Source organism: Agromyces aerolatus (genome assembly GCF_031432255.1).
Lineage (GTDB): Bacteria > Actinomycetota > Actinomycetes > Actinomycetales > Microbacteriaceae > Agromyces.
The window spans coordinates 290,150-314,113 of the sequence record NZ_JAVKGQ010000001.1; the positions used below are offsets into that span (position 1 = coordinate 290,150).

A 23,964-nucleotide genomic window follows, 5' to 3' on the forward strand; every position below is an offset into this window, starting at 1 on the left:
TGCACAGAGTACGGCGGCAGCAGGCCGAAGCGGCGGCGACGCTCCGGCGCGCCGGTCGGCACTCAGAGGAGCTTCAGCATCCGGGTGTTGCCGAGCGTGTTCTGCTTGACGCGCGCGAGGTCGAGAAACTCCGCGACGCCCTCGTCGCGTGAGCGCAGCAGCTCGGCGTAGAGCGTGGGATCGACGGTCTCGGCGCCCATGTCCTCGAACCCGTGCCGCCCGAAGAACCCCACCTCGAACGTGAGGCAGAACAGTCGCGACAGCCCGAGCTCGCGCGCGTCGGTCTCGAGGGCGTCGAGCAGGGCATGGCCCACTCCGGCGCCGAGCCACTCGTCGGCGACGGCGAGCGTGCGGACCTCGCCGAGGTCTTCCCACATCACGTGCAGCGCACCGCACCCGATGACGGCACCGTCGTCGGACTCGGCGACGCGGAACTCCTGCAGCGATCCGTACAGGTCGACGCGCTCCTTGCCGAGCAGGATGCGTCGTTGCACCAGCGGCTCCACGAGGTCGACGATCTTCACCACGTCGCTCGTGCGCGCCCGCCGCACCGTGTACCCACTCATCCGCCCATCGTATGCCCGCCGAGGCATCCGCTCGCCGCACTCAGTCCGCGCCGAGCCATCCGCATCGTCGAGCCGCCAGCCGTCACAATCGCGCCACCCCCGACCGTCTGCGCCGGGTACGACGGTCCCAACCGGCGCAATTCGCACGGCCTGGCGCGGACCGCGCCAGGTGGCGCGGGCCGCGCGGCGGTGCGCCGGCCTGCGGCCTCGGCCAGACACGCACGAGGGGCGGATGCCTCGTGGCATCCGCCCCTCGTGAGCGAACCGGTGACCCGGCGAGCGTCAGTCGCCCGACGCGGCGGCCAGGTCGGGCGTCGCCGAGCCGGTGCCGAGCGCGGCGCCGGCGTTCACGCCGATGCCGACCGGCAGCGCGCGCTGCGTGGTCGTGAACACGAACTCGCCGTCCTTGAAGTCGGCGTGCACGTGGTCGCCCGAGTTGAGCTCGCCGTGCAGGATCTTCTCCGACAGCCGGTCCTCGATCTCGTGCTGCACCGCGCGACGCAGCGGCCGGGCGCCGAGCGCCGGGTCGAAGCCGACCTCGATGAGGCGCTCCTTGGCCGCCTGCGTGAGTTCGACGGTCATGTCGCGGTCGAGCATGCGCTCGCTGAGCCGCTTGATGAACAGGTCCACGATCTGCAGCAGCTCGGCCTTCGACAGCTGCGGGAACACGATGATCTCGTCGACGCGGTTCAGGAACTCGGGCTTGAAGTGCTTCTTCAGCTCCTCGTTGACCTTCGCGCGCATGAGATCGTACCCGGTGCGCGAGTCGCCCTCCATCTGGAAGCCGACGGGCCCGCCCGAGATGTCCTTCGTGCCGAGGTTCGTCGTCATGATGATGACGGTGTTCTTGAAGTCGACGACGCGGCCCTGACCGTCGGTGAGACGGCCCTCTTCGAGGATCTGCAGCAGCGAGTTGAAGATGTCGGGGTGCGCCTTCTCGATCTCGTCGAAGAGCACGACGCTGAACGGCTTGCGGCGCACCTTCTCGGTGAGCTGCCCACCCTCTTCGAAGCCGACGAACCCGGGAGGGGCACCGAACAGCCGCGAGACGGTGTGCTTCTCGCCGTACTCCGACATGTCGAGCGAGATCATGGCGGCCTCGTCGTCGAAGAGGAACTCGGCGAGCGCCTTGGCGAGCTCGGTCTTGCCGACGCCGGTGGGGCCGGCGAAGATGAACGACCCCGACGGACGCTTCGGGTCCTTGAGGCCCGCGCGCGTCCGGCGGATGGTCTTCGACAGCGCCGAGATGGCCTCTTCTTGACCGATGACCCGCTCGTGCAGCGCCTTCTCCATGAAGACGAGCCGCGAGCTCTCCTCCTCGGTGAGCTTGAACACCGGGATGCCGGTCGCCTGTGCGAGCACCTCGGCGATCAGGCCCTCGTCGACGACCGCGGTGGTCTTGACGTCGCCCGACTTCCACTGCTTCTCGAGGCGCAGACGCTCGCCGAGCAGCTGCTTCTCTTCGTCGCGCAGCGACGCGGCCTTCTCGAAGTCCTGCTCCTCGATCGCGGTCTCTTTCGCGGCGCGCACGACCGAGATCTTCTCGTCGAACTCGCGCAGCTCGGGCGGCGACGACAGGATCGACAGCCGCAGGCGGGCGCCGGCCTCGTCGATCAGGTCGATGGCCTTGTCGGGCAGGAAGCGGTCGCTGATGTAGCGGTCGGCGAGGTTCGCGGCGGCCACGATCGCGCCGTCGGTGATGGACACCTTGTGGTGCGCCTCGTACCGGTCGCGCAGCCCCTTGAGGATGTTGATCGCGTGGGGCAGGCTCGGCTCGGCGACCTGGATCGGCTGGAATCGACGCTCGAGCGCCGCGTCCTTCTCGAAGTGCTTGCGGTACTCGTCGAGCGTGGTCGCGCCGATGGTCTGCAGCTCACCGCGGGCGAGCAGCGGCTTGAGGATCGAGGCGGCGTCTATCGCCCCCTCGGCCGCACCCGCACCCACGAGCGTGTGGATCTCGTCGATGAAGACGATGATGTCGCCGCGCGTGCGGATCTCTTTCGTGACCTTCTTCAGGCGCTCTTCGAAGTCGCCGCGGTAGCGGGACCCGGCGATGAGCGAGCCGAGGTCGAGCGAGTAGAGCTGCTTGTCCTTCAGCGTCTCGGGCACCTCGCCCTTGACGATGGCCTGGGCGAGCCCCTCGACGACGGCGGTCTTGCCGACGCCGGGCTCACCGATGAGGACGGGGTTGTTCTTGGAACGACGCGAGAGGATCTGCATGACCCGCTCGATCTCCTTCTCGCGGCCGATCACCGGATCGAGCTTGGCCTCGCGGGCGGCCTGTGTGAGGTTGCGCCCGAACTGGTCGAGAATCTGCGATCCGCCCTGAGCCTGCTGCTGCTCGTTGGCGCCCACCTGGACCTGCTCCTTGCCCTGGTAGCCGGAGAGGAGCTGGATGACCTGCTGACGGACGCGGTTGAGGTCGGCGCCGAGCTTGACGAGGACCTGTGCCGCGACCCCCTCACCCTCGCGGATGAGGCCGAGCAGGATGTGCTCCGTCCCGATGTAGTTGTGACCGAGCTGGAGCGCTTCACGAAGCGACAGCTCGAGGACCTTCTTCGCCCGAGGCGTGAAGGGGATGTGCCCGGTCGGCGGCTGCTGGCCCTGGCCGATGATGTCCTGAACCTGCTCGCGCACCGCGTCGAGCGAGATTCCCAGGGACTCGAGCGCCTTGGCCGCCACGCCCTCACCCTCGTGGATGAGGCCGAGCAGGATGTGCTCGGTGCCGATGTAGTTGTGGTTCAGCATCTTGGCTTCTTCTTGCGCCAAGACGACGACCCGACGGGCTCGGTCGGTGAATCTCTCGAACATGCTCTCTCCTTGCGCGCGGTGCGTGCGTCGCGATACATCGAGCGTAAACAGATCGGATGCCTCGTGGGCCCCTGTTCGCCCTCGGCGCAGCGTGCCTTGACTTCGGCGGCCGCCTGTGCCTAGCGTATCGTTTATCGATGGTATCGAGATTCGATATGAAACGAGGGCAAGGAGCATCCCATGGTCACCTCGACCGATCCGAAGCGACTGACCCGTGGCGACCGGCTCGCGATGTATTTCACGATGACCGTCGGCGCGGTGGGCATCGGCGCCGTCGCGTGGTCCGCGTTCGCGCGGCTCATCGAGGTCGCGCCCGGGCGCGACGTCCCCGTGCTCGTGCCGTTCGCCGACGAGACCGCCGAGCTGCCCATCGGCCCCGAGGGCGCGCTCGTCGAGGTCGACGTGAGCCAGGCCGTCGTGACCGTGCCCGAGCCGGCCGCCGCGACCCAGTTCGCGCTCGTCGCCGAGCCGATCGTGCAGGCGGCGGCCTCGATCGCGGGCATCGCGCTGCTCGGCCTGCTCGCGTGGAACCTCGCGCGCGGTCACGCGTTCGCGGGCAGCACCGTCCGGTTGATCTGGTGGGGCGCGGGGGTGCTGGCCGTCGGCTGGTTCGCGGGCACGATGCTCACGAACATGACCGTGAACGGCGCGCTCTCGGCGATCAGCGAGTACACGTACGACGGAATCAGGTTCTCCGCGAGCTGGCTGCCCTTCTTCGCCTTCCTCGCCCTGGGCGCGATCGGCGGTGCGTTCCAGATCGGCGAGAAGCTGCAGCGTGAGACCGAGGGGCTCGTCTGATGGCGCCGGCCGAGGCCGCCGACGCACACGACATCCACTGCCGGCTCGACGAGCTGCTCGCCGAGCGCGGTCTCACGCTCGCCCGGCTCGCGGAGCTCGTGGGCGTCACGGTCGTGAACCTCAGCGTGCTGAAGAACGACCGCGCTCGCGCGATCAGGTTCTCGACACTCCAGGCGATCTGCGAGGCGCTCGACTGCGAGGTCGGCGACCTGCTGGTCAGGCGCCCGCGAGCGGATGCCCCACAGGCTACTTGACCGGGACCTCGATCTCCTCGCCCTCGATGAGGACGGTGAGCGGCTCGGTGGTGGTCACGTCGAGCGGGGTCCAGAAGACGGTCGTGAAGGGCACGAAGTCCATGGTGCAGATCTGGTCTTCGGGGTATTCCTTGGTCACGATCTCGACCGTGTTGCCCTCGCCGCGCGGCTCGATCACCTTGATGTCGGTGCCGACGATCGGGCAGCCCGACGAGCCCCAGGTCGTGATCGCGAGCTGGCCGCCCTGCTGCAGCCAGACGGCCGACGTCTCGCCCTCGACCGCGTGCGTGTCCTCTTCGGCCGCGCCCTCCTCGTCTTCGGCGACGATGTGCTCGACCTCGGGCTCGCCCTGGTACGACTCGGCGGGCGATGTGCCGGGGGCGCACGCGGCGAGCAGGAAGACGGAGGCGAGCGCGGCGCCTGCGAGCGCGGCGCGACGAAGCGAGGAGGAAGCCATGCCGCTATGGTATCGGTTCCGCCGCCCCGCCCAGTTGCATGCAAGCGTATGATGCGGACGTGAGCAACCTCGAGCGAGACCCGGTCGAGCTGCAGGTCCCCGCGCCCGAGGCGGCGACCCCGGCCGTGACCGTGCTGCAGCCGCGCGACGTGCCACTCGGCGGCGTCCGAGCCATGCAGGTCCGCCGTACGCTCCCCCAGCGCGGCCGCACCACGATCGGCGCCTGGTGCTTCGCCGACCACTACGGGCCGGACGAGGTCGCCGAGACCGGCGGCATGGTCGTGCCGCCGCATCCACACACCGGCTTGCAGACCGTCAGCTGGTTGTTCGAGGGCGAGATCGAGCACCGCGACTCGACGGGTGTGCGTGCGCTCGTGCGCCCGGGCGCGGTGAACCTGATGACCGCGGGCCGCGGCATCTCGCACTCCGAGGTCTCGACGCCGGGCACGACCCGCCTCCACGGCGTGCAGCTCTGGGTCGCGCTTCCGGATGCCTCGCGCCACACGCTGCCCGTCTTCGAGCACGCCGAGACGACGCCGGTGCCGGTCGACGACGCGACGGTGCGCGTGTTCGCCGGAGCGTTGCCAGGGGTCGCGTCCGAAGCATCCGTCACCGTCTTCTCGCCGCTCGTGGGCGCCCAGGTCGAGCTGCCCGCCGGCGGCGAGGCGTGGCTCGACCTAGACCCGGCGTTCGAGCACGGCGTGCTCGTGGACCGCGGCCCGGTGGGCGTGACCGTGCCGAAGCGCGACGACGAGGCGGACGACGCACCGGACGGCGCCGACGCCCTCGCGGTGACCGGTCACACGACGGTGCTCGAGCGCAGCGAGCTCGGATTCCTGGCGGCGGGCTCCGAGGGCGTCCGGCTGCGTGCTTCGGATGCGCCGGTGCGGGTGATCCTGCTCGGTGGCGTGCCGTTCGGCGAGCAGCTGGTCATGTGGTGGAACTTCATCGGCCGCGACCACGACGAGATCGCCGAGTTCCGTCGCCAGTGGCAGTCCGACGTCATCGACGGAGCCGACCCGCACGGCCGCTTCGGCACCGTCGACGACTACCCCGGCGACGCGTTGCCCGCACCCGAGCTGCCGACCGTGCGCCTCAAGCCGCGCGGCTGACCACCCGCGGCGCCCGCCTCGGCGCTACTGCAGCGCCGACGTGAGCCGGGCGAGATTGTCGAGCACGGTCGAGCGCAGCGGCTGCTTCCGCCATTCCTCGAGCGTGAGCTCGCGGCTCATGCTGCGATACCCCGCCTCGACCTCGCGCATGTCGCGCACGAACGAGGCGCCGCGGACCAGCAGCGACACCTCGGCGTTCAGCTCGAACGACCGGATGTCCATGTTGCTCGAGCCGATCACGGCGACGTCGTCGTCGATGGAGAAGTGCTTGGAGTGCAGGATGTACGGCGCCCGGTAGAGGTAGATCTTCACGCCGGTGCGGAGCAGGGCCTCGTAGTACGACCGCTGCGCGTGGTAGACGAGCGCCTGGTCGCCGATCTCCGAGACGAAGAGCTCCACGTGCACGCCGCGCTGCGTCGCGCCGCTGATGGCGTAGAGCATCGACTCGTCGGGCACGAAGTACGGGCTCGTGATGATGATCCGCTCTTTCGCGGCGTACAGCAGCGAGAGGAACAGCTTCAGGTTGTTCTCATTGCGGAAGCCGGGGCCCGACGGCACGACCTGGCAGTCGAGGTTCTGCGCCTCGGCCGGCTGGTCGAACGTGGGGATCTCGGTGACGATGACCTCGCCGGTCTCGAGGTACCAGTCGCTCGAGAAGATCGCGTCGAGTCCCGAGACGATCGGGCCCTCGAGACGTGCGACGAGCTCCTTCCACTTGAGCCCGCGCTTCTCGTTGCTGCGCTTGTTGTACCCGCGGTCGATGATGTTCTGCGAGCCCATGAACGCGACCTCGCCGTCGACGACCAGGATCTTGCGGTGATTGCGCAGGTCGGGGCGCTGATACTTGCCCTTGAACGGCTGCACCGGGAGCATGAGCTGCCAGCGCACCCCCATGTCGGTGAGCCGCTTCAGGGTCTGCTTGTAGCCGCGTACCCGCATCGACGCGATGTGGTCGAGCAGCACGCGCACCGTGACGCCGCGTGCCGCGGCCTCGCCGAGCGCGTCGAAGAACGGCGCCGTGGTCTTGTCGAGCGCGAAGATGTAGAACTCGACGTGCACGTACGCCTTCGCCTCGCGGATCGCCGCGGCCATCTGATCGAGCGAGGCGTGGTACTCCCCCACGAGCTGCGCGCTGTTCGAGCCGACGAGCGGCATCGCCCCGAGGTTGCGGTTCATGCGCACGATGCCCTCGAACCATGACGGCCAGGATCTCGTGTCGCTCACCCGCTCGACGCCGTGCGTGGCCTCGAGGATCGCGCGGTCGACCTCGGCCTGCTTCCGGCGGCGGTGCCGCGGCAGCTTCGGGTTCCCGATGAGCAGGAAGAACAGCACCCCGAAGTACGGGATGAAGAAGATGGCCAGCAGCCACGCCATGCCCGCTGTCGGCTTGCGGTTGCGCGGCACGACGATGATCGCCACGATACGGATGGCGAGGTCGATGAGGAGGAGCCCGACGACGACGAACAGCGCCCAGAACTCCTCGAAGTTCATCGGGTCGAAGCCGGCTTCTCGCGGGCGAACTTCGCCCGCTCCTCCGCCTCGATCCGGGCGTACGCGTCACGCTCGGTGCGGTCGGCGCGGACGATCGCGCGCATCACGATCCAGAAGATCAGCCCGATGAGCACGGTCGGCGCCAACGACCACACGGCGTTCGCCCAGAATTCTTCGACCATAGTGCTCTCAGGATACCCGGCCAGCGGCCGGTTCCCTGCCTCAGCCGGGTGTGATCAGCCCCCAGATGCCCGACCCGACGAGCCACAGCCCGATCGCGGCCACGATGATCCAGATGGTGATCCGCGCCTGCGAGGGCTTCTTGGGGTCGCGCTCCTTGAACGGATCGGTCATCTCACGGCCTCACTTGACCAACGGGAACAGGATCGTCTCGCGGATCCCGAGGCCGGTGATCGCCATCAGCAGACGGTCGATGCCCATGCCCATGCCGCCCGACGGCGGCATGCCGAACTCGAGCGCGCGCAGGAACTCCTCGTCGAGACGCATGGCCTCGGGGTCGCCGCCCGCGGCGAGCTTGGCCTGCTCGACGAACCGCTCGCGTTGCACGACCGGGTCGACGAGCTCGGAGTAGCCGGTCGCGAGCTCGAACCCGCGCACGTACAGGTCCCACTTCTCGACGACGCCGGGGATCGAGCGGTGCCACCGGACGAGCGGGGACGTGTCGAGCGGGAAGTCCATGACGAACGTGGGGCGCTCGAGGCCCGGCTTCACGTGGTGCTCCCAGAGCTCCTCGATGTACTTGCCGGGCAGCGGGTGCTCGATCTCGAGTCCGACGGCGTCGGCGAGCTCCTTCAGCCGCTCGGCGGGCGTCTCGGGCGTGAGCTCCTCGCCCACGGCCTCGGAGAGCGAGCCGTACATCGAGATCCGGTCCCACTCACCACCGAGGTCGAACTCGGTGCCGTCGGCCCAGGTCACGACGTGCGAGCCCGAGACCGCCAGCGCGGCGTCCTGGACGAGCTGCTTGGTGAGGTCGGCGATCGAGTGGTAGTCGCCGTACGCCTCGTAGGCCTCGAGCATCGCGAACTCGGGCGAGTGCGTCGAATCGGCGCCCTCGTTGCGGAAGTTGCGGTTGATCTCGAACACGCGCTCGATGCCGCCGACCACGGCACGCTTGAGGTACAGCTCGGGCGCGATGCGCAGATAGAGCTCGGTGTCGAACGCGTTCGAGTGTGTCACGAAGGGGCGGGCGGATGCTCCGCCGTGCATGACCTGCAGCATCGGCGTCTCGACCTCGACGAAGCCGCGGCCGGCGAACGTGGCCCGCAGACTGGCGTTCACGCGTGCCCGGTCGAGCACGTTCTTCCGCGCCTGATCACGGGCGATGAGGTCGAGGTACCGGCTGCGGACACGCGTCTCCTCGGAGAGCTCCGAGTGCAGGTTCGGCAACGGCAGGATCGTCTTCGCCGCGACGCGCCATTCGCGGACCATGATCGACAGCTCGCCGCGACGGCTCGTGATCACCTCGCCGGAGACGAAGAGGTGGTCGCCGAGGTCGACGAGCTCCTTCCACGCCTTGAGCGACTCCTCGCCGACCTCGGCGAGCGAGACCATCGCCTGGATGCGCGTGCCGTCGCCGGACTGCAGCGCCGCGAAGCACAGCTTTCCCGTGTTGCGCAGGTGCACGACGCGGCCGGCGACGCCGACGGTGTCGCCGCTCGCCTCGTCGACCCCGAGGCCGATGTAACGATCGCGCACCTCGGGGATCGTCGCCGTGATCGGCAGGCTCACCGGGTACGCGCCCCCGCCGAGGGCCGCGCCGTCGTTCAGCCGCTCGCGCTTGGCGAGCCGCACGGCCTTCTGCTCCGAGATCTCCTCGGGGGTCGGCTCGGCTGCGGCGTCGGTCTGCGTGTCGGCCATCGTTCTCTCTCGTCGGCTGGATGAAGCGACCCCCAGCCTACGCGGCGGGCGCGCCCCCGGTGGTCCAGTACGCGCGCCGGCGCCCCCGCGCTGGTCGAGTGAGCTGCGCGCCCGCGCCTCCGCGCTGGTCGAGTGAGCTGCGCGCCAGCGAGCGTATCGAGACCCGGTGAGCCGCTCTCGAGACCAGCCCACCCGGGTCTCGATACGCGTGCTCGTTCCTCGCTCGCTACTCGACCAGCGGGGCGCCGAGCGAGATGAAGGCATTGTCGATGAGCCGCGTCGATCCGACGCGCGCGGCGACGAGCACGAGCGCGGGCCCGGATGCCTCGGGCTCGACGGGCAGCAGGGTCGCCGGGTCGACCACGACCAGGTACTCGGGCTGCACGGACTCGTGCGCGCCGAACACGGCGTCGGCCTCCGCGAGCACCTCCGCGACGCCCTGCGGCGCCGCATCCGCCGCGGCACGCAACGCCTCGAAGAGCGCGAGCGCCGTCTGCCGCTCGACCGGGGACAGGAACCGGTTCCGACTGGAGCGTGCGAGACCGTCGGCCTCCCGCACGGTCGGCACGACCTCGATGGCGATCGGCAGGTTCAGGTCGGCGACCATGCGCTGCACGAGGAACACCTGCTGCGCGTCCTTCTGGCCGAAGCACGCGAGGTCGGGCTGCACGATGCCGAACAGCTTCGCGACGACCGTGAGCATGCCGTCGAAGTGCCCTGGGCGCGAAGCGCCCTCGTACAGGTCGCCGACCTCTCCGGCCGTGACCCGGGTCGACGAGGGGCCTTCGGGGTACATCTCGTCGACCGTGGGGGCGAACACGGCGTCGACCCCGAGCCCCGTGAGCGCGTCGAGGTCGGCGTCGAGCGTGCGCGGGTACCGGTCGAGGTCCTCGTTCGGTCCGAACTGCAGCGGGTTCACGAACACCGAGACGACGACGACATCGGCGAGCTCCTCCGCGCGGCGCACGAGCGCGAGGTGCCCCTCATGCAGGGCGCCCATGGTCGGCACGAACGCGACGGATGCCCCGGCGGCGCGCCGTTCGCGGACGAACGCGCGGAGCGCCGGAACGGTATCGATCACGCGGGGGCGGGCGACGGCGGCCTTCTGCTCGATCACGCGGCTCCTTCAGGCGGCGGCACGATGCCGGCCGCGTCGATCGTACCGGTGCCGTCGGGACCCGGGCCGCTGTCGTGCCTCGCGAGCGCGTTCTCGACGGCGCTGCGCACGAGGGGCGCGAGCACGGCGCCGGGGCGGCCGACCCCGATGCCGTCGAGCAGGCCGCTCGCCTGGTCGACGATGGCGGTCGAGAACGAGGTCGCGGTGTCGATCGCCTCGGCGTATGCGGGCCGGTCGGCCTCGGCCACGACGAACGGCTCGCCGCCCATCTCGACGACGAGCGCCTGCCCGATCGGGAGCACGGGCGCGGGCGCGGTGACAGCGAACCAGCTGCCGGCGAGCCGGGCCAGGTCGATCGACGTGCCCGTGAAGCTCATGGCCGGGTGCACCGCGAGCGGGATGGCGCCCGCGCGGCGGGCGGGGTCGAGCACGCCCGTGCCGTACCTCGCCGCGCTGTGCAGCACGAGCTGGCCCGGCTGCCAGACGCCCGCCGACGCGAGTCCGGCGACGAGCGGCTCGAGCTCGTCGGCGGGCACCGCGAGCAGCACGAGCTCGCTGCGCTCGATGATGTCGGGAACCGGCAGCACGGGCACGTTCGGCAGCATCGCGTCGGCCCTCGTCAGGCTGGCCTCGGAGACCGCGGCGACCCCGGTCAGCGCATGCCCGGCCCCGCCGAGCGCCGCCGCGAGCACCGCGCCGACCCGGCCGGCACCGATGACGCCGACCCCGAGCCGCCCCGCGCGCGTCTCAACCACGCCCAGCTGCCGATCCGGTCTTCACCGAACGGTCGCGGATGGCGGGTGTTTCAGCGCCGCACCCACCACATGCGACCGCTCGGCGAGTGGGTTGGGGCGACGACCGGTCAGCCATGCGCGGCGCCCCAGTGGTGCGTCGTATCGGCGGCCGCACGCGCGACGGACTCGCGCGCGACGGCGTCGAACGCGGCCGTCGCGGCCGCCTCGTCGATGGCCGGCAGCGTGGGCGTCACGGGGCCGGCGACGGTGTGCAGCCGCAGGGTCGCGAGGCGGAGCATCCGGCGCAGCGGCCCGCGCTGGATCGCGACCGACTGCAGGCGCGCGAGCGGCACGAGTGAGAGCCCGCGCAGCAGCACCCCATGCCGGATCGCCGCGACGCCGTCGCGTTCGAGCCAGCCGATGCGGCGCCACGAGAACGGGTGCAGCCACGCCGCGCGGCGCGGCGCGGGCTCGAAGCCGCCGTCGGCGCCACGGCCGGTGAGCCCCGCGGTCAGCGAGTCGCCGAGCGCCTCGGCGGCGCCGGGGAGCAGGAGGTCGAGCACGCGCCGTACGTCGTCGGCGGTGCCGACCGGCAGCACCACGGTGCGCTGGGCGGCCTCATTGCTGGCCGACAGCGACTGCCCGGCGATGTTGATCTTCACGCTCCACCAGCCGAACGGCCGCCACAGCAGCCACTGCGTCGCCTGGACGGCGTGCACCCGGCCGGGCGGCAGCGTCTGGTTCGCCGTCGACAGCAGCCCGTGCCCGATACGGACACCGTCGGGCGTGCCCGCGATCGAGTACCTGAGCGATCGCGTGATCCGCGACCAGACGTAGCTCACGAGACCGATCAGGGCCGGGATGAACGAGAACAGCACCCACCACGTGCGCGTGGCGACGCCGACCGCCAGGACTCCGACGAGCACGAGCATCCAGATCATGGCGCCGCCGAGCGCCGTCGAGCCGATCACGCGGCCGAGCGGGATGTGCACGACCGACTCGGGCGGCGCGAGGTCGGGGTCGAGCTCGGGTGCGAGGAACTCGCCGACGCGGCGGTTGACGAGCTCGCCGACGCGCCCGCGCGACTCGGCGTCACCCGAGGCCTGGCCCTCGGTCGCGCCGGGCACTGCGGCCGCGCCGGCGATCGCCGCCGGGTCGGGCTGCTCCACCGAGGCGGTATGCTCCGCCGGAGCGGCCTGCTGGGATGCCCCGGCCGCCGCCGAGGCATCCGTCACCGGACCCGCCTGGACCGCCGCCTTCGCGGCCCGCGCACCCGAGGCCAGGCGCAGGATGTCGGCGCGCAGGCCGTCGGCCAGCGCCGAGCCCAGGTAGGACAGCTGCACGTTCCCCGACTGGCCCGCGACCGACACGTCGAGCTTCGCCGCGCCGAAGAGGCGCGCGAACAGCGGCCTCGCGACATTGATGCCCTGGATGCGGTCGAGGCGCGCACTGCGGTGGGAGCGGAACAGGATGCCGCTGCGGACCTCCACCGATTCGTCGGTGACCCGGAACGTGTGCATGCGCCACGACAGCCAGAACCCGAAGATGATGGCGATCAGGATCACCGCGACCCCGATCAGCGCCCAGCCGACCAGGCCGTTCATCACGAGGCCGCCGATCGGGTCGCTCGCCCAATCGCCCTGCCACCGGCTGAACTCCTCGTCGAACTCGTCCCCGAGATCGGGCGCGAAGATCGGGATGAACAGCTCGACCAGTCGCTCACGCAGGTTCGCGATGACGAACCCGAGGATCGCGAGCAGCGCGAGCCCACCGCGCAGCAACGGGCTCGCCGGGTGGAGCCGGTGCCATTCGCCGTCGGCCAGCCCGGTCGCGGGCGCGGCGTTCGGGGCCTTCGCGGTCACAGGCCCGCCCGGCGGGTCTCGGCGAGCGCGACCAGCTCGTCGCGGAGCCGGTCGGCCTCCTCGGCGGGGAGCCCGGGCACGGTGACGGCGGTCGCCGCGGCGGCCGTGACGAACTTCAGGTCGGCGAGCCCCATCGCCCGGGCGACCGGCCCGCGCGTGATGTCGACGAGCTGCATGCGACCGTAGGGCACCGCGACCTGACGCTGGAACATGATGCCGCGCCGGAAGACGAGGTCGTCCTCGCGCAAGCGGTACCCGATCGACCGCACGCGTCGGGGCTCGAACGCGATCGAGATGAGCGCGACGACCGCGACCGCGACGGCGATCCACAGCGCCCACTGCTGGTTGCCGAGGAAGTACGCGATGAGCATGCCGGCCGCGAGGACACCCGCGCCGATCACCGAGCCCACGATCTCGACCACGATGTACTTCGGCGAGACGCGCCGCCAGTCGGTGTCCGGGCTGGACGCTCCGTCAGGCGCCGCGTCGGGGGTTCCGGGGGCGTCAGACATGTGCGTGCTCCTCGTGTTGGGCATCGGGGTCATCGGGCGGCGGCAGCGTGCAGAACCACTCGGCGACCAGCCCGGCCGCGAGCATGAGCGCCGCGCCGATCGCGGTGGCCAGGGCCATCCAGACGACTGTGGCGTTGGGGACGACGGCGCGCGTGAGCAGGAACAGCGTGATGCCGATGCCGAGCCCCAGCACGAGGGCCCCCGCGAGGCTCGACGCCTTGGCGAGCACCGCGATGCGCATCGCCCGGAACGGGTCGAGGCGTCGTCGCGAATGCCCGGTCACCGCACGCCGGACCGGCCACGCGAGCACGAGGACGATCGCGGCGACCCCGACGAGCGTGATGGGCAGCGAGAGCGGCGGCACGAGCGCCGTGCCGCCGCTGCTCACCACGAGCAGGTCGCCGAGGTAGCCGAGCACGACACCGCCGACGACGCACGCGATGAGCGACGAGGGATGGGTGCGTCTCACCTTCGGGTCACCTCGTCGGATGCGGCGGCGCGGAGCGCCGAGATCGGTCCGCGCCCGGCGAGCGTCGCGTCGGGCTCCACGTCGAGCCACGGCTGCAGCACGAAGGCCCGTTCCCAGGCGCGCCGGTGCGGCAGGACGAGCCGGTCGTCGGCGATGACGCGGCCGTCGACGTCGATCAGGTCGAGGTCGAGCGTGCGGGCGCCCCAGCGTTCGGTGCGCTCGCGGCCGTGCGCCGCCTCGATCTCGTGCAGACGCTCGAGCAGGGCGTGCGGGTCGAGCGAGGTCTCGATGGCCACGACGCCGTTGAGGTAGCCGGGGGCGTCCGGGTCGACCCCCGAGACGGTGATCGCCGCCGTCTCGTACACCGGCGAGACCGCGACGAGCGCGACCCCGTCGGTGTCGGCGAGCTCGCGCACCGCCTCGGCGATGGTCGCCTCACGGTCGCCCAGGTTGGCGCCGAACGCGATGATGGCGCGGCTCATGCCCGGCTCCGCACGATCGTGACCGAGACATCGGCGAAGGGCACGCTGATCGGCGCGTCGGGCTTGTGCACCGTGACCTCGACCTCGCGCACCGCGGCGAACCCGAGTGCGACGGTCGCGACGCGTTCGGCGACGGTCTCGATGAGGTCGACGGGGTCGCGTTCGACCGCGGCGACGACGGCCTCGGCGAGCTCCCCGTAGTGCACGGTCCGGGCGAGATCGTCGCCCGCCGCGGCGGCCGCCAGGTCGACGAACGCCGTGACGTCGATCACGAACGGCTGACCCGCCTCGCGCTCGAAGTCGAACACGCCGTGGTGCGCGTGCACGCGCACGCCGGTCAGCGTGATGCGGTCGCGAAGATCAGCCACGTCGTCCACTCTGCCACGCACCGAGGACGTCGAGCGCGCGGCGCGTGGAGACGACGTCGTGCACGCGCACCGCCCAGGCGCCGGCCTGCGCCGAAAGCGCGCTGATCACGGCGGTCGGCAGATCACGGTCTTCGACGGGCGCGTCGTCGGGCAGCAGCGACCCGATGAAGCGTTTGCGCGAGGCGCCGACCAGCACGGGAAGGCCGAGGGCGCCCAGCTCGTCGAGGCGCGCGAGCAGCTGCCAGTTGTGCTCCCCGCGCTTGGCGAACCCGAGTCCGGGGTCGAGGATGATCCGTTCGGCCGGCACGCCCGCGGCGACCAGCGCGTCCACCCGCGAGGCCAGCTCGTCGCGGACGTCGTGCACCACGTCCGCATACTCGGCCAGCCGGTCCATGCGGTCCGAGTGGCCTCGCCAGTGCATGGCGACGTAGCGCGCGCCGGACGCCGCGGCGATCGCCGCCATCGCCGCGTCGGCGAGGCCGGCCGACACGTCGTTGATGATCTCGGCGCCGGCCTCGACGGCTGCCTCGGCGGTCGCGGCGCGCATGGTGTCGACGCTCACCCGGATGCCCCGGGCGGAGAGCTCGCGGATCACGGGGATGACCCTGCGGAGCTCCTCGTCCGGCTCGACGCGTGCGGCGCCAGGCCGGGTCGACTCGCCGCCCACGTCGACGAGGTCGGCCCCCTGGGCGACGAGCTCCACGCCGTGCGCGATCGCCGCGTCGGCGTCGAACCACCGCCCGCCGTCGCTGAACGAGTCCGGGGTGACGTTGACGACCCCCATCACGAGCGTCGGCGTCGCGTCAGTCACGTGCATGCCCGGGGCCTGCGCCGATGAGGGCGATGATCTCGGCCCGGGCCACCGGCTCGGCGAGCGCGCCGCGGCTCGCGATCGTGATCGTCGAGCTCCGCTCCTGACGTGCGCCCCGCGTCGTGACGCAGCGGTGCTGGGCGTCGAGCACGACGAGCACGCCACGCGGGTCGAGCCCGGCCACGAGCGTGTCGGCGATCTCCTCGGCGAGTCGTTCCTGCAACTGCGGACGGCGCGCCAGCGTCTCGACCACCGCAGGGATCCGGCCGAGGCCGACCACGCGCTGGCCCGGGAGGTAGGCCACATGGGCCGTCCCGACGAACGGCAGCAGGTGGTGCTCGCACACCGAACGGAACGCGAGGTCGCGGAGCACGACCGCATCGCCGGTGGCCGGCACCCCGGCGTCGGTCTCGCCGATCGGCACCGAGTCGGCGAGGTGGCTCAGCGGGTCGACCGCGAGCCCGCCGAAGAAGTCCGCGTAGGCCTCGGCGACCCGCTGCGGCGTACGCTGCAGGCCAGGCCGGTCCGGGTCTTCCCCGATCGCGAGGAGGATCTCGCGCACGGCGCGCTCGACCCGGGCGGCATCGACCTCGGTCATGGCACCCCCTCCACCGTGCCGGCTACGCCGTGGCCGGCCGCGGGTTCGTTCGCGGCTTCCTGGGCGCTGCGGGCTCCTCGACGGGGGTGTCGCCGGAGTCCACGCCGCCGTCGACCGCACCCTGATCGATGGGCATCTTCTCTTTCGGGAACGTGATCGGCGGCACATCGGACACCGGGCGCTTGTCGCTCGAGAGCCACAGCGGCCGCTCGGGGAGCTTGCGCACGTCCTTGAATATCTCGGCGATCTGGTGGTGGTCGAGCGTCTCCTGCTCGAGCAGCTCGGAGGCGAGCTTGTCGAGGATGTCGCGGTTGTCGTTCAGGACCTGCCAGGCCTCGTCGTGGGCCTGCTCGATGAGCGCGCGCACCTCGCTGTCGACCTTCTCGGCGATCCCCTCGGAGTAGTCGCGCTGGTGGCCCATGTCGCGGCCGAGGAAGACCTCGCCCTGCGACTGGCCGAGCTTCACGGCGCCGACGTTGGCCGACATGCCGAACTCGGTGACCATCTTCCGCGCCGTGGCGGTCGCCTTCTCGATGTCGTTCGACGCCCCGGTCGACGGGTCGTGGAACACGATCTCTTCGGCGACGCGGCCGCCCATGGCGTAGGTCAGCTGGTCGAGCAGCTCGTTCCGGGTCACCGAGTACTTGTCCTCGAGCGGCAGCACCATCGTGTAGCCGAGGGCGCGGCCGCGCGGCAGGATCGTGATCTTCGTGACCGGGTCGGTGTAGTTCATCGCGGCTGCCGCGAGCGCGTGGCCGCCCTCGTGGTACGCCGTGATGAGCTTCTCTTTGTCTTTCATGACGCGCGTGCGACGCTGCGGCCCAGCGATGACCCGGTCGACGGCCTCGTCGAGCGCGCGGTTGTCGATGAGCTGCGCGTTGGAGCGCGCCGTGAGCAGCGCGGCCTCGTTGAGCACGTTCGCGAGGTCGGCACCCGTGAAGCCGGGCGTCTTCCGCGCGAGCACCTCGAGGTCGACGCCGTTGGCGAGCGGCTTGCCCTTCGAGTGCACCTCGAGGATCTTCTGCCGGCCCTTCAGGTCGGGCGCGTCGACGCCGATCTGCCGGTCGAACCGGCCGGGGCGCAGCAGGGCCGGGTCGAGGATGTCGGGCCGGTTCGTGGCGGCGATGAGGATGACGTTGGTCTTCGGGTCGAAGCCGTCCATCTCGACGAGCAGCTGGTTGAGCGTCTGCTCGCGCTCGTCGTGGCCGCCGCCGAGGCCCGCACCGCGGTGCCGGCCGACGGCATCGATCTCGTCGACGAAGATGATCGCGGGCGAGTTCTGCTTGGCCTGCTCGAAGAGGTCGCGCACGCGGCTCGCGCCGACGCCCACGAACATCTCGACGAAGTCGGAGCCCGAGATCGAGTAGAACGGCACGCCGGCCTCGCCGGCGACGGCGCGGGCGAGCAGCGTCTTGCCGGTACCGGGAGGGCCGTAGAGCAGCACGCCCTTGGGGATCCGGGCGCCGACCGCCTGGAACTTCGCGGGCTCCTTGAGGAACTCTTTGATCTCGTGGAGCTCTTCGATCGCCTCTTCGGCGCCGGCGACGTCGTCGAAGGTGACCTTCGGGCTCTCCTTCGAGACCATCTTCGCCTTGGACTTGCCGAACTGCATGACGCGGTTGCCGCCGCCCTGCATGCCCGAGAGCATGATCCAGAAGAAGAGGCCGATCAGCACCAGCGGCAGCAGGATGCCGAGCATCGACAGGAACCAGTTCGGCTGCGGGACCTCGTCGTCGTAGCCGTCGGCGGGGTTGGCCGCGTCGACCGCGGCGACCACGTCGTCGCCGCGCGGCGTGACGTAGTAGAACTGCACCTGTGAGCCGAGCTCCTCGTCGGCCTTCTTGAGCGTGAGGTCGACCCGGTTCTCACCGTCGACGATCTTGACGGCGGCGACCTTGCCGTCGTCGAGCAGCTCGAGACCCTCTTGCGTCGACACCTGCTTGAAGCCGGACGCGGTGATCAGGCTCGACCCGACCCACACGGCGACGATGGCGAGCAGGATGTAGATGATCGGCCCGCGCAGGATCTTCTTCATGTTCATGGTGAGGCAAGGCTATCGTCGCGCCACTGTGCACGCGCTTCATGTTCGCTGAAAGCGCGCCTGCCGCTCAACGCGCGCCTGCCTCGCGGACGAGGTGCGGCCGTCGCGCGGCGGGCCGCGGCGGGGCGTCGTAGCGCACGCGCGCGAGCAGCAGTGCCGCCCAGAGCGACGCGGCGGCGGCGACCCCGACGACGACGGCACGGCCGCGGCGCCGCCGTCGCGGTAGGCGATGATGCCGAGCGCGACGGTGAACGCCCACTCCGCGGTCCAGGCGCCGAGGAAGCTCAGCTGCGCGCGGCGCAGGTTCGGGTTGACGGCATTGCTGGTGAAGGCCGCGACCGCGTCGCGCATCCTCTGCCGGAGCCGGCCCATGCGTGAACTCTAGGGGGCCGCCCGCCCGTTGGTCGAGTAGCGAGCGCCAGCGAGCGTATCGAGACCGTCGCGCCGGGTCTCGATACGCGCAGCTCACTCGACCAACGGCTACGAGTACACGTGCGGCGCGAGGATCGCGACGTCGCGCAGGTTGCGGTAGTTCTCCGCGAAGTCGAGGCCGTAGCCCACGACGAACTGGTTCGGGATGTCGAATCCGAGGTACGTCACGTCGACGTCGACCTTGGCCGCGTCGGGCTTGCGCAGGAGCGCGCAGATCTCGACCGAGGCGGCGCCGCGCGACTCGAGGTTGCCGCGCAGCCAGCTGAGCGTGAGGCCTGAGTCGATGATGTCTTCGACGATGAGCACGTGCTTGCCCGTGAGGTCGGTGTCGAGGTCCTTCAGGATCTTCACGACACCGCTGGACTGCGTGCCGGCGCCGTAGCTCGACACGGCCATCCAGTCCATGTTCACGTGCGGTCGCAGCTCGCGCGCGAGGTCGGCCATGACCATGACCGCGCCCTTCAGGACGCCGACGAGCAGCAGGTCGCGGCCCTCGTAGTCCGTCTCGATGCGGCGCGCGAGCTCGGCGAGCTTCGCCTGGATCTCGGCCTCGGTGACGAGGACCTCGGTCAGGTCGGCCTCGATCTCGCGCGCGTACATGCCTGCTCCTGTCATCCAAGGCGAACGGATGCCTCGAGCCTACGCGCTCGCATCGCCCCCGTTGGTCGAGTGAGCTGCGCGCCAGCGAGCGCAACGAGACCCTGGTGGGCGGCTCGCGAGCACGGGCCGCCGAGTCTCGATACGCGTGCTCGTTCCTCGCGCGCTACTCGACCGACGGGTGCGGCAGCGGTATCGATACGCGTGCTCGTTCCTCGCGCGCTGCTCGTCCGGCGGGAGGGCTCAGTGATCGTGGGGCAGGATCTCGGTCGCCCCGGTCGCCGAGAACACGACGTGTCGTGCGACCCGCGTCGCCTTGGCCCCGCCGGGCAGGTCGATCGGCCCCTGCCCGTGCCACTCCGTCGCCAGGCGTGCCACTTCGAGCGTCTGCGTCCGGCTGAGCGACACCCCGAACTCGCTCGCGACGACGTGCCGGATGATGCGCTGCCGCAGCGCCGCGGGGTTCGCCTCGAGCACGCCGACCGACACCGCGATGCCGGCCTCGGCGGGCTCGCAGATCTCCTCGATGAACTCCTCGATCTGTGCGTCGAACGCGATCTCGTCCTCGCGCAGCTGCTCGGCGGTGCGCGCGAGCGCCTCGGCGATGCCGGGCCCGAGCTCGGCCTCGAGCACCGGGAGCACGCGTTCACGCACGCGCACGCGCGCGTACGAGGCATCCGTGTTGTGGGGGTCGTCCCAGAAGGTCAGGCCCGCGTCCGCGCAGGCCTGCCGGGTCTCTGCCCGCCGGATGCCCAGCAGCGGCCGCGCATACCGCCCGGCGCGCGGCGCCATGCCGGCGAGGCTCGCACCGCCGGACCCGCGCGCGAGGCCCAGCAGCACCGTCTCCGCCTGGTCGTCGAGCGTGTGGCCGAGCAGCACGAGCGCCGCGCCGGTCTCCGCGGCCGCCGCGTCCAGCGCCGTGTAGCGCGCCGTGCGCGCCGCCCCCTCCGGCCCGCCCTCCCCTGCGACCTCGACCCGACGGACGAGCACCGGCTCGAGGCCCAGCTCGTGCGCCTGCGCTGCAGCCCGCGCCGCGACCTCGTGCGAGGCATCCTGCAGCCCGTGATCGACGATCACCGCGCCTGCGCGCGCACCCGCCCGCGGAGCCTCGAACGCGGTCGCCGCGGCGAGCGCGAGCGAGTCGGCGCCGCCCGAGAGCGCGACGAGCACGAGTGCGCCTTCGGCGTCGGGCAGCATCGCGCGCACCGCGCGTCGCACGTTCGCGATCGGCGGGGTCAGGCGCGGCCGGCGTTCGCGCGAGGCATCCGCTCGCTCGTCGGAAGAAGGCTCGGAAGGCATCACGGTAACCTTATTGCGCCGATCGCGGGCCTCGCCCGCGCGCAGACGTTCATCGACAGGAGCACACATGGGCGAGTACGCCGCCGTCATCGAGATCCCCAAGGGCAGCCGGAACAAGTACGAGGTCGACCACGAGACCGGCCGCGTCTTCCTCGACCGCGTGCTGTACACCACGTTCGTCTACCCGACCGACTACGGGTTCTTCGAGAACACCCTCGGCGACGACGGCGACCCGCTGGACGTGCTCGTGCTGCTCGACTACCCGCTGTTCCCGGGCGTGGGCGTGAAGGTGCGCCCGGTAGGCGTGTTCCACATGACGGACGACGGCGGCGGCGACGCGAAGGTCGTCGCGGTGCCCGCGGGCGACCCGCGCTGGAACCACATCCAGGACGTCGAGGATATCCCTGAGTTCAGGCGGAAAGAGATCGAGCACTTCTTCGAGCACTACAAGGACCTCGAGCCCGGGAAGTGGGTCAAGACCGAGGGCTGGGCGAACGCGGCCGAGGCCGAGTCGCTGATCCAGAAGGCCATCGAGGCGTTCCCGGGTCACTGACCCGACCGCACCATCCGAGCACGGCACGAAGGGGCGCGAACCGCGAGGTTCGCGCCCCTTCGTGGTCATGCGCAAATCCTTGCTCAGGAAGATCGGCTGGACACGCCGCGCCGCGGCGCGCGGCTCGCCGACGAGGCATCCGATCTTCCTGAGCAACGAAGAGCGAGCGTCGTCTTGACTCGAGCGAATGCCTCGAGCGGATGCCTCGAGGTCAGCCCGCGGGCCGGGCCGCCGCCGACGGCGAGCCCCAGATGGGCCAGATGCGCACCGTCTTGCCATAGTCGGGCGCCTCGAGGATCTGGCCGCCGCCCAGGTAGATCGCAACGTGGTAGTAGCTGCCACCGCCGCCCCAGAACAGCAGGTCGCCGCGTTGCGCGTCGCGCACCGAGATCGCCTTGCCCTGGTTCGCGAGCGTGAAGTACTGGTTCGTGGCCGAGTGCGTGCCGATATAGATGCCGGCGGCGCCGTAGGCCGCACGCGTGAGGCCCGAGCAGTCCCAGGTGTTGACGGAGTCGCCCGGGGAGGCGTACCACTTGCCGAGCTGGGCGCTCGCGAACCCGATCGCGGTCTCGACCGCGCCCTGGTTCGGCACCGACGGGTTCGGCACGGGAACCGGGACGGGCGCGGGCGCCGGCGCGCTCCCGCCGCCGCCACCGCCGGGTGCCGGAGCGGGTGCGGGCGCCGGGGCCGGCACGGGCGGTGCGTTCCGCATGGCCTCTTCGGCCGCGGCCCGCTGCTGCCCCTCGACGCGTTCGCGTTCGAGCGCGGCCGTCGTGTCCTTGAGCAGCGCGAGTTGTTCGTACAGCTCGGCTGAGCGACGCTCCTGCTCGGTGACCGCGGCGATCGACGCGGCGGCTGCGCGCTGCGACGCGGCGGCGTCCTCTTCCGCCGCCTTGGCGAGCTTCTCCCGCTCGGCCGTGGCGGTCTTCGCCTGATCGCCCAGCGCATCGGCCGAGTTCTTGTCGGCGAGCGCCTGGTCGTAGAGCGCCTGCGATCGCTCGCCGAGCTTGCTGGCCGTGCCGAGCTGCTTCAGCAGGCCGTCGGGGTCGCCCGAGAACGCCAGCTCGGTCGTGAGCCCGCCGTCGGCGCGCTTGGCGAGGTGCGCGGCCATCAGGCCCGCACGCATCCGCGACAGCTCGGCGACGGCCTGGGCTTCTTCGGCCTGCCGGCCGAGCTGGTCGGCGCGCTCCTGCGCACTGTCGCGCGCGATGAGCGTGTTGCGGTACTTCTCGTCGGCGATGCGCGAGGCCTGCACCGCGGCGTCCGCGGTCGCCCGCAGGCCGTCGAGCAGCTCGCCGAGCCGCGTGATCTCGGCCTGCTTGGTCTGCTCGTTCTGCTTCGCCTGCTCGATCTCACCCCACGAGGGGTAGTCGGGGGTGGCGTAGGCCGGCCCGCCGGCCAGGCCGATCGATGCCGTGACGGCGCCGATGGCGACGGTCGAGAAGACCGTCGCGGGCTTCACCCGGGATACCGGGCGCGTGCGATGCTCAGCCAAGTCCAACTCCTCGGTCGGCCATGAACGAGATCGGGTCGATGCGCGAGCCACCAATCCAGACCTCGTAGTGCAGGTGGCACCCGGTCGATGCCCCGGTCGTGCCGCTCGACGCGATGTTCTGCCCGGCGTCGACCCACTGCCCCTGACCCACGAACGTACCACCGGGGCGGATGTGGGCGTATCCGGTCCAGACGCCGCCGCCGTGGTCGATCTGCACGTAGTTGCCGTAGGTGCCCGACCAGCCCGCGAAGCGGACGACGCCGCTGTTGGCGGCGTAGATCGGCGAGGAGCATCCGGTGCCGAGGTCCACGGCGTAGTGGAACGAGTTCGAGCAGCCGCCGCCCGTGCAGATCGAGCCGCGTGCGCCATAGCCCGAGGTGATGCGACCCGCGGCGGGGCTCGCCCACCCCGAGCTGACGACGGTGCCCGGGCTGCCGGCGCGCATGGCCTCCTCACGGCGCTTGCGCTCCTCCTCCTGGCGGATGCGCTCGCCCTCCTCGTACGCGGCCGTGGTCTTCGCCTCGGTGTCGCGCAGGAACGCGAGCTGCTGATCGAGCTCGATCTTCTTCGCCTGCGATTCGGAGAGCGCGGCCTCGGCGGCGGCCTGCGCCGCCTGCGCGGCTTCGAGGGCTTCCTCGGCGGCGATGCGGAGCGCCTCGCGTTCGCCGCGGGCGACGTCGGCCTGCTCGCCGAGCGAGGTCGCGGAGTTCGCCTTGGCTTGGGCCTGCTCGTAGATCGACGAGGTGCGTTCGACCATCTTGTCCATGCTGCCGAGCTTCGCGAGGAGTTCATCGGTCGCCGCGGCGTCGCCGGAGTCGAACATGAGGTTCACGCCGAGATCGCTCGAGCCCGTGCGGAACAGCTGCGCCGCGACCTGGCCCGCGTTGCGCTTCGCGTCGCCGGCTTCCGTCGCCGCGGAGTCGGCCTGCGCCTGCAGCTCGTCGGCACGGCGGACGGCGTCGTCGTAGCGCTGCTGCGCGGCGATGAGCTCGTCGGTGCGGCGCATGGCCTCGGCGCGCGTGGTCTCGACGTTCGCCTCGAGCTGCCCGATGAGCGAGATGATCTGGTCGACCGCCTGCGACGCGGCCGCGGTGTTCGCCTTCGCGGCCTGCAGCTCGGACCAGGTCGGATAGTCGGCGGCGAAGGCCGGTGAGATCGGCTGCGCGAGCGGCAGCGTGATCGCCATGACCGCGGCGGCGGCCGCGGCGAGAAGCCGCTGGGGTCCGG

Annotated in this window: 26 protein-coding genes; 4 read left to right on the forward strand and 22 right to left on the reverse strand. The window is 71.1% G+C overall.

Going from position 1 to position 23,964, the window contains the following annotated elements; translation table 11 throughout:
• Positions 1-62: 62 nt before the first annotated feature.
• A complete protein-coding gene (locus tag RH864_RS01360) occupies positions 63-566 on the reverse strand; it encodes an amino-acid N-acetyltransferase (RefSeq protein WP_310515700.1) in 504 nt (167 codons plus the stop codon).
• Positions 567-848: 282 nt separating this feature from the next.
• Positions 849-3,377 (reverse strand): ATP-dependent Clp protease ATP-binding subunit, encoded by a 2,529-nt coding sequence (locus tag RH864_RS01365; protein ID WP_310515701.1) that lies wholly within the window; start codon positions 3,375-3,377, stop codon positions 849-851.
• 180 nt (positions 3,378-3,557) lie between these two features.
• On the opposite strand from RH864_RS01365, the gene RH864_RS01370 reads away from it, so the two are divergent.
• Together RH864_RS01370 and RH864_RS01375 are read left to right on the forward strand one after the other, a co-directional pair.
• Complete coding sequence (locus RH864_RS01370; protein WP_310515702.1) at positions 3,558-4,175, forward strand: hypothetical protein; 618 nt, start codon at positions 3,558-3,560, stop codon at positions 4,173-4,175.
• The gene (locus tag RH864_RS01375) at positions 4,175-4,429 is read left to right on the forward strand and encodes a helix-turn-helix domain-containing protein (protein WP_310515703.1); all 255 of its coding nucleotides are present in this window, start codon (positions 4,175-4,177) and stop codon (positions 4,427-4,429) included. The genes RH864_RS01370 and RH864_RS01375 overlap by 1 nt, the downstream gene beginning before the upstream one ends.
• On the opposite strand, the gene RH864_RS01380 is transcribed toward RH864_RS01375, so the two are convergent.
• A complete protein-coding gene (locus RH864_RS01380) occupies positions 4,422-4,886 on the reverse strand; it encodes a hypothetical protein (RefSeq protein ID WP_310515704.1) in 465 nt (154 codons plus the stop codon). The genes RH864_RS01375 and RH864_RS01380 overlap by 8 nt on opposite strands.
• A gap of 59 nt (positions 4,887-4,945) precedes the next feature.
• Here RH864_RS01380 and RH864_RS01385 point away from each other — a divergent pair, with 59 nt between their 5' ends.
• Positions 4,946-5,998, forward strand: coding sequence for a pirin family protein (locus tag RH864_RS01385; protein WP_310515705.1), 1,053 nt, complete (start codon positions 4,946-4,948; stop codon positions 5,996-5,998).
• A 24-nt stretch (positions 5,999-6,022) separates the two neighbouring features.
• Here RH864_RS01385 and cls read toward each other — a convergent pair whose 3' ends face one another.
• The 17 genes from cls to tilS all read right to left on the reverse strand — a co-directional run bounded on the left by cls (position 6,023) and on the right by tilS (position 20,689).
• A complete protein-coding gene (gene cls, locus RH864_RS01390; RefSeq protein WP_310515706.1) occupies positions 6,023-7,489 on the reverse strand; it encodes a cardiolipin synthase in 1,467 nt (488 codons plus the stop codon).
• Positions 7,486-7,671 (reverse strand): hypothetical protein, encoded by a 186-nt coding sequence (locus tag RH864_RS01395; protein WP_310515707.1) that lies wholly within the window; start codon positions 7,669-7,671, stop codon positions 7,486-7,488. Before RH864_RS01395 ends, cls begins: the two co-directional genes overlap by 4 nt.
• Before the next feature lie 40 nt (positions 7,672-7,711).
• On the reverse strand, positions 7,712-7,843 hold the full coding sequence (locus RH864_RS01400; RefSeq protein ID WP_310515708.1) for a hypothetical protein: 132 nt from the start codon (positions 7,841-7,843) through the stop codon (positions 7,712-7,714).
• Positions 7,844-7,852: 9 nt separating this feature from the next.
• Positions 7,853-9,367 (reverse strand): lysine--tRNA ligase, encoded by a 1,515-nt coding sequence (gene lysS / locus RH864_RS01405; protein ID WP_310515709.1) that lies wholly within the window; start codon positions 9,365-9,367, stop codon positions 7,853-7,855.
• A gap of 226 nt (positions 9,368-9,593) precedes the next feature.
• A complete protein-coding gene (panC, locus tag RH864_RS01410; RefSeq protein ID WP_396129937.1) occupies positions 9,594-10,481 on the reverse strand; it encodes a pantoate--beta-alanine ligase in 888 nt (295 codons plus the stop codon).
• Positions 10,481-11,239 (reverse strand): Rossmann-like and DUF2520 domain-containing protein, encoded by a 759-nt coding sequence (locus RH864_RS01415; protein ID WP_310515711.1) that lies wholly within the window; start codon positions 11,237-11,239, stop codon positions 10,481-10,483. The genes panC and RH864_RS01415 overlap by 1 nt, the downstream gene beginning before the upstream one ends.
• Before the next feature lie 107 nt (positions 11,240-11,346).
• Complete coding sequence (locus tag RH864_RS01420) at positions 11,347-13,080, reverse strand: PH domain-containing protein (protein WP_310515712.1); 1,734 nt, start codon at positions 13,078-13,080, stop codon at positions 11,347-11,349.
• Complete coding sequence (locus RH864_RS01425) at positions 13,077-13,592, reverse strand: PH domain-containing protein (protein WP_310515713.1); 516 nt, start codon at positions 13,590-13,592, stop codon at positions 13,077-13,079. The genes RH864_RS01420 and RH864_RS01425 overlap by 4 nt, the downstream gene beginning before the upstream one ends.
• Positions 13,585-14,061, reverse strand: a complete 477-nt coding sequence (locus RH864_RS01430) for a DUF3180 domain-containing protein (protein ID WP_310515714.1) — start codon at positions 14,059-14,061, stop codon at positions 13,585-13,587. The genes RH864_RS01425 and RH864_RS01430 overlap by 8 nt, the downstream gene beginning before the upstream one ends.
• Positions 14,058-14,543: a 2-amino-4-hydroxy-6-hydroxymethyldihydropteridine diphosphokinase gene (gene folK, locus RH864_RS01435; RefSeq protein WP_310515715.1), complete on the reverse strand. Its 486-nt coding sequence runs from the start codon at positions 14,541-14,543 to the stop codon at positions 14,058-14,060. Before folK ends, RH864_RS01430 begins: the two co-directional genes overlap by 4 nt.
• The gene (folB, locus tag RH864_RS01440; RefSeq protein ID WP_310515716.1) at positions 14,540-14,911 is read right to left on the reverse strand and encodes a dihydroneopterin aldolase; all 372 of its coding nucleotides are present in this window, start codon (positions 14,909-14,911) and stop codon (positions 14,540-14,542) included. The genes folK and folB overlap by 4 nt, the downstream gene beginning before the upstream one ends.
• The gene (gene folP / locus RH864_RS01445; protein WP_310515717.1) at positions 14,904-15,728 is read right to left on the reverse strand and encodes a dihydropteroate synthase; all 825 of its coding nucleotides are present in this window, start codon (positions 15,726-15,728) and stop codon (positions 14,904-14,906) included. The genes folB and folP overlap by 8 nt, the downstream gene beginning before the upstream one ends.
• Positions 15,715-16,320 (reverse strand): GTP cyclohydrolase I, encoded by a 606-nt coding sequence (gene folE / locus RH864_RS01450; RefSeq protein ID WP_310515718.1) that lies wholly within the window; start codon positions 16,318-16,320, stop codon positions 15,715-15,717. Before folE ends, folP begins: the two co-directional genes overlap by 14 nt.
• A gap of 22 nt (positions 16,321-16,342) precedes the next feature.
• Positions 16,343-18,361: an ATP-dependent zinc metalloprotease FtsH gene (gene ftsH / locus RH864_RS01455; protein ID WP_310515719.1), complete on the reverse strand. Its 2,019-nt coding sequence runs from the start codon at positions 18,359-18,361 to the stop codon at positions 16,343-16,345.
• A 39-nt stretch (positions 18,362-18,400) separates the two neighbouring features.
• On the reverse strand, positions 18,401-18,733 hold the full coding sequence (locus RH864_RS01460; RefSeq protein ID WP_310515720.1) for a hypothetical protein: 333 nt from the start codon (positions 18,731-18,733) through the stop codon (positions 18,401-18,403).
• Positions 18,734-18,841: 108 nt separating this feature from the next.
• The gene (gene hpt, locus RH864_RS01465; protein WP_310515721.1) at positions 18,842-19,393 is read right to left on the reverse strand and encodes a hypoxanthine phosphoribosyltransferase; all 552 of its coding nucleotides are present in this window, start codon (positions 19,391-19,393) and stop codon (positions 18,842-18,844) included.
• 240 nt (positions 19,394-19,633) lie between these two features.
• Entirely contained in the window at positions 19,634-20,689 is a 1,056-nt protein-coding gene (gene tilS, locus RH864_RS01470) for a tRNA lysidine(34) synthetase TilS (protein WP_310515722.1), read from the reverse strand.
• A 67-nt stretch (positions 20,690-20,756) separates the two neighbouring features.
• Here tilS and ppa point away from each other — a divergent pair, with 67 nt between their 5' ends.
• On the forward strand, positions 20,757-21,242 hold the full coding sequence (ppa, locus tag RH864_RS01475; protein ID WP_310515723.1) for an inorganic diphosphatase: 486 nt from the start codon (positions 20,757-20,759) through the stop codon (positions 21,240-21,242).
• A 211-nt stretch (positions 21,243-21,453) separates the two neighbouring features.
• On the opposite strand, the gene RH864_RS01480 is transcribed toward ppa, so the two are convergent.
• Positions 21,454-22,737: a C40 family peptidase gene (locus tag RH864_RS01480; protein WP_310515724.1), complete on the reverse strand. Its 1,284-nt coding sequence runs from the start codon at positions 22,735-22,737 to the stop codon at positions 21,454-21,456.
• Positions 22,730-23,923 (reverse strand): peptidoglycan DD-metalloendopeptidase family protein, encoded by a 1,194-nt coding sequence (locus tag RH864_RS01485; RefSeq protein ID WP_310515725.1) that lies wholly within the window; start codon positions 23,921-23,923, stop codon positions 22,730-22,732. The genes RH864_RS01480 and RH864_RS01485 overlap by 8 nt, the downstream gene beginning before the upstream one ends.
• Positions 23,924-23,964: the final 41 nt, after the last annotated feature.

Coding starts and splice junctions, on each gene's coding strand:
- RH864_RS01425 (WP_310515713.1), bottom strand. CDS start 13,592: ATGTCTGACGCCCCCGGAACCCCCGACGCGGCGCCTGACGGAGCGTCC.
- folE (WP_310515718.1), bottom strand. CDS start 16,320: ATGACCGAGGTCGATGCCGCCCGGGTCGAGCGCGCCGTGCGCGAGATC.
- tilS (WP_310515722.1), bottom strand. CDS start 20,689: ATGCCTTCCGAGCCTTCTTCCGACGAGCGAGCGGATGCCTCGCGCGAA.
- cls (WP_310515706.1), bottom strand. CDS start 7,489: ATGAACTTCGAGGAGTTCTGGGCGCTGTTCGTCGTCGTCGGGCTCCTC.
- RH864_RS01400 (WP_310515708.1), bottom strand. CDS start 7,843: ATGACCGATCCGTTCAAGGAGCGCGACCCCAAGAAGCCCTCGCAGGCG.
- RH864_RS01360 (WP_310515700.1), bottom strand. CDS start 566: ATGAGTGGGTACACGGTGCGGCGGGCGCGCACGAGCGACGTGGTGAAG.
- folK (WP_310515715.1), bottom strand. CDS start 14,543: ATGAGCCGCGCCATCATCGCGTTCGGCGCCAACCTGGGCGACCGTGAG.
- folP (WP_310515717.1), bottom strand. CDS start 15,728: ATGCACGTGACTGACGCGACGCCGACGCTCGTGATGGGGGTCGTCAAC.
- RH864_RS01395 (WP_310515707.1), bottom strand. CDS start 7,671: ATGGTCGAAGAATTCTGGGCGAACGCCGTGTGGTCGTTGGCGCCGACC.
- hpt (WP_310515721.1), bottom strand. CDS start 19,393: ATGTACGCGCGCGAGATCGAGGCCGACCTGACCGAGGTCCTCGTCACC.
- RH864_RS01380 (WP_310515704.1), bottom strand. CDS start 4,886: ATGGCTTCCTCCTCGCTTCGTCGCGCCGCGCTCGCAGGCGCCGCGCTC.
- RH864_RS01460 (WP_310515720.1), bottom strand. CDS start 18,733: ATGGGCCGGCTCCGGCAGAGGATGCGCGACGCGGTCGCGGCCTTCACC.
- RH864_RS01375 (WP_310515703.1), top strand. CDS start 4,175: ATGGCGCCGGCCGAGGCCGCCGACGCACACGACATCCACTGCCGGCTC.
- lysS (WP_310515709.1), bottom strand. CDS start 9,367: ATGGCCGACACGCAGACCGACGCCGCAGCCGAGCCGACCCCCGAGGAG.
- ppa (WP_310515723.1), top strand. CDS start 20,757: ATGGGCGAGTACGCCGCCGTCATCGAGATCCCCAAGGGCAGCCGGAAC.
- ftsH (WP_310515719.1), bottom strand. CDS start 18,361: ATGAACATGAAGAAGATCCTGCGCGGGCCGATCATCTACATCCTGCTC.
- RH864_RS01365 (WP_310515701.1), bottom strand. CDS start 3,377: ATGTTCGAGAGATTCACCGACCGAGCCCGTCGGGTCGTCGTCTTGGCG.
- RH864_RS01370 (WP_310515702.1), top strand. CDS start 3,558: ATGGTCACCTCGACCGATCCGAAGCGACTGACCCGTGGCGACCGGCTC.
- RH864_RS01485 (WP_310515725.1), bottom strand. CDS start 23,923: ATGGCGATCACGCTGCCGCTCGCGCAGCCGATCTCACCGGCCTTCGCC.